This is a genomic window from Nocardia sp. NPDC004722 (genome assembly GCF_053601505.1).
In genome coordinates, this window is record NZ_JBSGBY010000485.1 from 1 (window position 1) to 6603 (window position 6603).

Consider the following 6603-nt stretch of genomic DNA (forward strand, 5'->3'; position numbering starts at 1 on the left):
GGAACGCTCGACCTCATCGGAGAAGTCGACGTGCCCGGGAGTATCGATGACGGTGAGCCGATGGTCCGCCCATCGGCAGCTCACCGCCGCCGCGATCAAGCGGAGCTGAAGCCTTTCGACGCATTCTGGGGCCAGCGTTACGCGCAGGTCCTCGATCCGGATGGCAATGGCGTCGATTTGTATGCGGCATCCGCCTCCGCCAGTGCGGTACGCAACAACGCGATCGGGGACATTCCCGTCAGTTCTCGAATATCGCGGGTGAGATGAGCTTGATCCGCGTAGCCGGTGATCGCCGATACCTCCGCGAGTCCGGTTCCGCGGCGCGCCAAAGCCAATGCGCGTTGCATTCGAAGAACGCGGGCCAATGTTTTCGGGCCGTATCCGAAAGCGTGCAGGGATAGTCGGTGCAGTCGCCTCGGCCCGGTGCCCAATTCACCGGCCGTGGCCGACACCGACATTCCCGAACGCAGCGACGACACGATGAAACGCACCAGCGGGTCGGCGGGATCGGATTCGACAGCCCGCCAGCGCGCGATGGCTTCCAGGCCCGCGGTCGGATCCGCCGCCCGGGCCATGAGTTCGGTCGCGCGGCGAACCTCGGCCGGCGACCAGAGGTCGGCGAGATCGGCTCTCGCGTCGCGCAACTCGTGGGCGGGCAGGCCGAGGAGGGCCGGAGCGGCGCCGGGAAAGAACCGGATGCCGGAGATGCGGGCGGTGAAGCCGGTCGGCGGGCGGTAGGCGCGGGTGTCGGGGCCCGCCACCGACAACCGGCCGTCCATCCACAACAGGTCCATGCTGCCGTCGGGCAGCACCGGAAGATCCGAATCCGACACGCCCGCACGGGTCCACAGCGTCGCGCCGCCGACGCCCGAGGGTCGTTCCCGATAGCCTCGTGGCGGATGAATATCGACCATCACTCCCCACCTCCCCGCGAAAAGCGCTGAAACACAGCCCTGTTCGGCACTTCATGCGCACACGCACGGTATGCATGTTTGCACTCCATGCAATGTTGCACGCTATGCCCCCGCAGGCTCTCCTTGATCCCCGACTTCGACGACATGTTCCGGCTGCCCCGGCTTCCACGCCAGTACCTCCATGCGCCCGTCCACGATCTCCAGCGAGGACGCGCCGGTCAGGTCGGCGGCATAGAAGGGAGCGAATCTGCGGCCGCGCAGGTCGAAGCCGCTCTCGGCGTACAGATGGTCCGCCCAGCGCCGATGCAACTCCAGATCCTGCACGTCGTGCACGGTGCCGAAGAGTTTCGCGTCGCCGTCGCCGACATGCGTGTCGACCGTGGCCGTGTGCAGGCAGAAGCGGGGATCGCGGGCGAGGTCGGCGAATTTGGTGGTGTTCGGCATCCCGGCCACCCATAGTTGTCCCTCGAAGATCCGGGGTTCGATGGGGCTGATGCGCGGGAAGCCGTCCTTGCGCAGGGTGGCGAGCATGCACAGATTGCCGGTGGCGGCGTGACGGCGCGTGAAGACACTCGAGATACGCGGTGCGGCGGCAACGAACTCGGTCCAGGACGTCATAGGGCGACCGTACTCCCGGCCACCGACAGCCGCGGGCGCCGAAAACAGCCGATCTCTGTTTGAATGGCCCGATGTCGATCTCCCGTCGCCTCGCGGTGGCGACCGCCGCACTGTTCGGCTGCGTACTGCCCGCCGCTCCCGCGCACGCCATCGTCGGCGGCACCGCGACGACGACCGCGAACTATCCGTGGCTCGCCGCCGTCGGCACCCCGTTGTTCTTCCCTCGCGCCTCCGGTCAGTTCTGCGGTGGCGAATTGATCGCGCCCGACCAGGTTCTCACCGCCGCGCACTGTGTCGAGCTCGCGCAGCTGCTGCCGCAGGCGCTGACGGTCACCTTCGATCGCGACGATCTGACCTCGCACGACGGCAGCAGTGTGAAGGTCACCGCTGTGCGGCTGCACCCGGACTTCCGTACCGACAGCGTCGACGGGGTGGACGTGTATCACCACGACCTCGCCATTCTCACCCTCGCGCAGCCGCAGCAACGGCCGACCGTGCCGATCGCAGCGCCCTCCGGCACTGCCGCGACCGTCCTGGGCTGGGGTGGCACCGCCGACGGGGATCTCTCCAACACCGTGCTGCGTGGCGCGACCGTGCCCATGGTGCCGGATGCCGATTGCGCCGCCGCTTACCCCGGATCCTTCGACGCACAGGAGATGGTGTGCGCCGGTTCGACGCAGGCCGATACCGGCGAATTCGACAGTGGCGGGCCGTTGCTCGTCGACGGGAAGCTGGTCGGGATCACGTCGTGGGCGCGCGGGACCGCCCAGGCGGGTTATCCCGGCGTCTATGCCAGGCTGCCCGCCACGTTCTGAGTTCTCATGCCGTCGTTGTCATACCTTCGACGCCGATTGGTCGAAGGCGAAGACACCATTGGGGTCGTAATGCTTGGCGACGCCGCGTAGTCGGGAAGCATTGTCGCCGTAGTAGGCGGCGGCCCAATTGGACAGTCCGGGATCGATGTAGTTGACGAATCCCGTGTTCCCGGTCAGGTCGCCGAGTCGGTCGCGCACCTCGTTCACCGAATTCCGGGCTTCGGTGGTGGTCGCGCCGACATAGATTTGCGCGGTCGCCAATGCGCCCCGGTAGGCGAAGGCCGTGTCCTTGGCCCCGATTCGCGCCGGTGCGCCCGAAAGACTGTCCAGGAGAATATCCATGCCTTCGCGTCCGGTGAGCAATGCGGTGAGCCGACTCGGGTCAGACAGCGGTTTGGTCAGCACTCGCGAGGATGCCGTGAACGATTCACGGCCGAGCGCTCCCCCGCCATTCCAGTTCGGCTTGCACTGTTCCACCGAGTAATTCGCGCACCCGCCGAAATACATCATCGCCGACAGATAGTCCTTCGACAGCGAATACCGGTTCACCGGTTGCGTCTTCGTGGCTGCCACCAGTTTGTCCAGCAGCGCGTTCATCTCCTTCTCCGTGCCGACATAGCAGCCATTGATCCGGCAGGTCGGCGGGCTGCCCGCGGACATGCCGAGGGTGGACCAGAATTCGTCCGGGGCCGACGCGGTGAAGGTCTGCCACGCGCCCAGCACGTCGGTCAGCGATCCGGCCGGGAAGCGGACCTGGAAGACGGCCAGCTGCGGTGCGGCGACGGTCCGGAAGGTGAAGGAGGTGACGACGCCGAAGTTGCCGCCACCGCCGCCGCGCAGCGCCCAGAACAGGTCGGGTTCGGAGGTCGCCGAGGCGGTCCGCACCGTCCCGTCGGCGGTGACCACCTGCGCCGAAACCAGGTTGTCACAGGTCAATCCGTATTTTCCGGCCAGCACGCCGACCCCGCCGCCGAGCGTCAGCCCGGCGATCCCGACGGTCGGGCAGGAACCGGCGGGCAGGCAGCGGCCCGCCTTCGCCAGCAGCGAGTACACGTCCATCAAGCGGGTACCAGCGCCGATCACGGCGGTCCCGTCGGACTTGACCTCCACACCGCTCATCGCACCCAGGTCCAGCACCAGACCGTTGTCGGGTGTCGAGTACCCGGCGTAGCTGTGCCCGCCGCTGCGTGCGGCCACCGGGATCCGCGCGCCCGCGGCGGCGGTGACGCCCGCCTGCACGTCGGAGGTGTTGGCGCACTGCAGGATCGCGGCGGGCTGCCGACTGTCGAAGACGGGGTTGTAGGCCATCTTCGCCGTCGAATACCCCGAGTCGGACGGCAGACTCAATGTCCCGCTGGTGCTTTGGCGCAGCTTGTTCCAATCCACCTGCCCGGCAGGCGCTTCGGCCGTCGGTTTCCCCGCGGTCGGTTGCGCGGCCGGGGCCTGCGGCTCGCAGCCCGTCGCCGCACCCAACGCGGCCAGTCCGACACCAAGTCCCGCCGCGCGCAGCAGGTTTCGCCGATCGATCGCCATAGCGGCGTCCCTCCCCAAGGGTGTGCCCGGCAGCCTCCAGTCTGCCGGGCACACGCGAACCATTCAACGGTCGGTTATCGCGACCGTGAACGTTCGCGTTTCGCTCAGGTCAGCAGTCCCTCGGCCAGGCGCGCCCAATCGGCGAGAACCTGCTTGCGGCGCAACCTGTCCCGGCCCACCATTTCGTCGAGGGTGGCGCCGCGGACCAGGTTGATGGTGAGCCAGAACGCGGCTTCCAGCCGCTCGGTCGGCGCGTCGATGCGGCGGCCGCACGCGTCGAGCAGTTCGCCGGTCAGATCGTGTTGCACCCGCAACATGTTGCGGCGCAACGGCTTGTCGTTGGCGATGCCGACATACAGCTCGACCGCCGCCTTGCCCAGCTTGCCCGCGAACGGCGCGGTCACCAACTCGACCAGTGTCTCCCCGGCTGCCGCCTCCCCCGGCAAGGTGCGCTCCCGCCGTTGCAGGGCCTCGCGCTGACGTTGCGTCAGATGCTCGATGGTCTGGGCGAACAGTTCCTGGCGGGTGTGGAAGTGGTGCAGCTGCGCGCCCCGGGTGACGCCCGCGCGCGCGGTGATATCCGCGATCGAGGCGCTCGCGTAGCCGACCTCGGCCAGGCTGTCGATCGCGGCATCCAGCAGCAGCGCACGAGTGCGCAGACTCTTCTCCTGATGCTTGTTCGGGGGCAGACCGGAAACCACCTGGTCAGTGTAGCCGCTCGGAAAATTTACGTGCTGCCTTGCACGCAATTGGGTGTCGGTCGTACTGTGTCGGCATGCCCGTCGATCGCCTGCTGCCCACGCCCGAAGCCCGTGACCTGCTCGAGCTGACCCGTGAGATCGCCGACAAGGTGCTCGAACCGTCGGTGGTCGAGTACGAGAAGCACGAGCGCTATCCGGCCGAGGCGTTCCGGGCGCTCGGCGCGGCCGGGCTGCTGAGCCTGCCGTATCCGGAGGAGTTCGGCGGCGGCGCGCAACCCTACGAGGTGTATCTGCAGGTGCTCGAGGAGTTGGGCGCGCGGTGGGCGGCGGTCGCGGTGGCGGTGAGCGTGCACAGCCTGTCGTGCCATCCGCTGTTCGCCTACGGCACCGACGAGCAGAAGCAGCGCTGGCTGCCGGAGATGCTGTCCGGCAACCTGATCGGCGCCTACAGCCTGTCGGAGGCGCATGCCGGTTCGGATGCGGCGGCGTTGCGCTGCCGGGCCACCGAGACCGCGGACGGCTACCGGATCACCGGCACCAAGGCGTGGATCACCAACGGCGGCAAGGCCGATTACTACACCCTCTTCGCCCGCACCGGCGAAGGCTCACGCGGCATCTCCTGCTTCCTGGTGCCCGCCGACGCCGAGGGCCTCTCCTTCGGCAAGCCCGAAGAGAAGATGGGCCTGCGCGCGGTCCCGACCACCACCGCCGCCTACGATGACGTCCTCCTGCCCGCCGAACGCCTGATCGGCGAACCCGGCCAGGGCCTCCCGATCGCCTTCAGCGCCCTCGACTCCGGCCGCCTCGGCATCGCCGCCGTCGCCACCGGCATCGCCCAGCGCGCCCTCGACGACGCCGTCGCCTACGCCAAGGACCGAGAAGCCTTCGGCCGCCCCATCATCGACCACCAGGGCCTCGGCTTCCTGCTCGCCGACATGGCCGCCGCCGTGGACACCGCCCGCGCCACCTACCTCGACGCCGCCCGCCGCCGCGACGCCGGCCTCCCCTACTCCCGCCAAGCCAGCGTCGCCAAACTCACCGCCACCGACGCCGCCATGAAGGTCACCACCGACGCCGTCCAGGTCTTCGGCGGCTACGGCTACACCCAGGACTTCCCCGTCGAGCGCTACATGCGCGAAGCCAAGATCACCCAGATCTTCGAGGGCACCAACCAGATTCAGCGCCTCGTCATCGCCCGGAGCCTGGCGAACGGCTGAGCCTCGGCCTCCGCGGTGAGACCGCGACGTCGATGTCAGCCGAGGCGGTCGGCGACGACCGACAGACCTTCCGCCATTCGGTCGCGTTGAGCGGGAGTCAATACGTCGATCAGGGCATGTCGCACTGTGGCGACGTGGCCCGGGGCGACTTCCGCCAGGCGTTGCCGGCCCGACTCCGTGACGACGGCGAGTACGCCTCGCACGTCGGTCGGGCAGGACTCGCGACGGACCAGCCCGGCCTTCTCGAGCTGGGTGATCTGGTAGGTGAGACCGCTCTTGGAGGTGTACAGCGAATCGGCCAGATCGGTCATCCGCACCGAGCCGTCCGGTGCGCCAGTCAACCGAACCAGCACCTCGTACTGGGTGTGCGAGAGCCCCTCTTGTTTGAGGTGCTGCTCGACCTCCCGCATGACCAGGGCACTTGCCGCCAGAAAGCTCGTCCACGCCTTCGACTCGTCGTCGTCCAGCCACCGCGGATCCGTCATATGCCCACCATAACCCTTGTTGTTCAAATTCGAACAACAAGGTAGATTGGCATTGTTCAAATTTGAACCAGACGCCGATCGAAGGAACGCGCAGATGTCTGTCACCGACACCGGACGCATGCCCGTCCTGTACCTGTCCCATGGCGCACCGCCGCTCGCCGACCATCCGAAATGGCCGGGCGAACTCGCGGCATGGTCACGCGAGCTGCCGCGGCCACGGGCGATCCTGATCGTCTCGGCACATTGGGAAGCAGCCCCGATCGCGTTGGGAGCGACCCGAACAGTGCCGCTGGTGTACGACTTCGGCGGATTCGAACAGC

7 protein-coding genes and 2 pseudogenes are annotated in these 6603 nt (G+C 67.7%); 3 read left to right on the forward strand and 6 right to left on the reverse strand.

The window, feature by feature from the left end; all coding sequences use genetic code 11:
- The 3 genes and pseudogenes from ACWELQ_RS34060 to ACWELQ_RS34070 all read right to left on the reverse strand — a co-directional run.
- On the reverse strand, positions 1 to 84 hold an 84-nt coding region (locus ACWELQ_RS34060), incomplete at its 3' end, for a GTP-binding protein (RefSeq protein ID WP_452401147.1).
- Positions 85 to 221: 137 nt separating this feature from the next.
- Positions 222 to 914, reverse strand: a pseudogene (locus tag ACWELQ_RS34065) (helix-turn-helix domain-containing protein); the annotation flags it as partial.
- Positions 915 to 1016: 102 nt separating this feature from the next.
- A complete protein-coding gene (locus ACWELQ_RS34070) occupies positions 1017 to 1532 on the reverse strand; it encodes a pyridoxamine 5'-phosphate oxidase family protein (protein WP_452401141.1) in 516 nt (171 codons plus the stop codon).
- Between the two features lie 71 nt (positions 1533 to 1603).
- Here ACWELQ_RS34070 and ACWELQ_RS34075 point away from each other — a divergent pair, with 71 nt between their 5' ends.
- The gene (locus ACWELQ_RS34075) at positions 1604 to 2347 is read left to right on the forward strand and encodes a S1 family peptidase (protein WP_452401142.1); all 744 of its coding nucleotides are present in this window, start codon (positions 1604 to 1606) and stop codon (positions 2345 to 2347) included.
- An 18-nt stretch (positions 2348 to 2365) separates the two neighbouring features.
- On the opposite strand, the gene ACWELQ_RS34080 is transcribed toward ACWELQ_RS34075, so the two are convergent.
- Positions 2366 to 3880 carry an FAD-binding oxidoreductase gene (locus ACWELQ_RS34080; RefSeq protein ID WP_452401143.1) on the reverse strand — a complete coding sequence of 505 codons (1515 nt, stop codon included), beginning with the start codon at positions 3878 to 3880 and terminating at the stop codon, positions 2366 to 2368.
- A 104-nt stretch (positions 3881 to 3984) separates the two neighbouring features.
- Positions 3985 to 4581 (reverse strand): TetR family transcriptional regulator, encoded by a 597-nt coding sequence (locus ACWELQ_RS34085; RefSeq protein WP_452401144.1) that lies wholly within the window; start codon positions 4579 to 4581, stop codon positions 3985 to 3987.
- A 74-nt stretch (positions 4582 to 4655) separates the two neighbouring features.
- On the opposite strand from ACWELQ_RS34085, the gene ACWELQ_RS34090 reads away from it, so the two are divergent.
- A complete protein-coding gene (locus ACWELQ_RS34090) occupies positions 4656 to 5798 on the forward strand; it encodes an acyl-CoA dehydrogenase family protein (protein WP_452401145.1) in 1143 nt (380 codons plus the stop codon).
- A 35-nt stretch (positions 5799 to 5833) separates the two neighbouring features.
- Here ACWELQ_RS34090 and ACWELQ_RS34095 read toward each other — a convergent pair whose 3' ends face one another.
- Complete coding sequence (locus tag ACWELQ_RS34095; RefSeq protein WP_452401146.1) at positions 5834 to 6283, reverse strand: MarR family winged helix-turn-helix transcriptional regulator; 450 nt, start codon at positions 6281 to 6283, stop codon at positions 5834 to 5836.
- 94 nt (positions 6284 to 6377) lie between these two features.
- Between ACWELQ_RS34095 and ACWELQ_RS34100 the strand changes: the two are divergent.
- Positions 6378 to 6603, forward strand: a pseudogene (locus ACWELQ_RS34100) (dioxygenase); the annotation flags it as partial.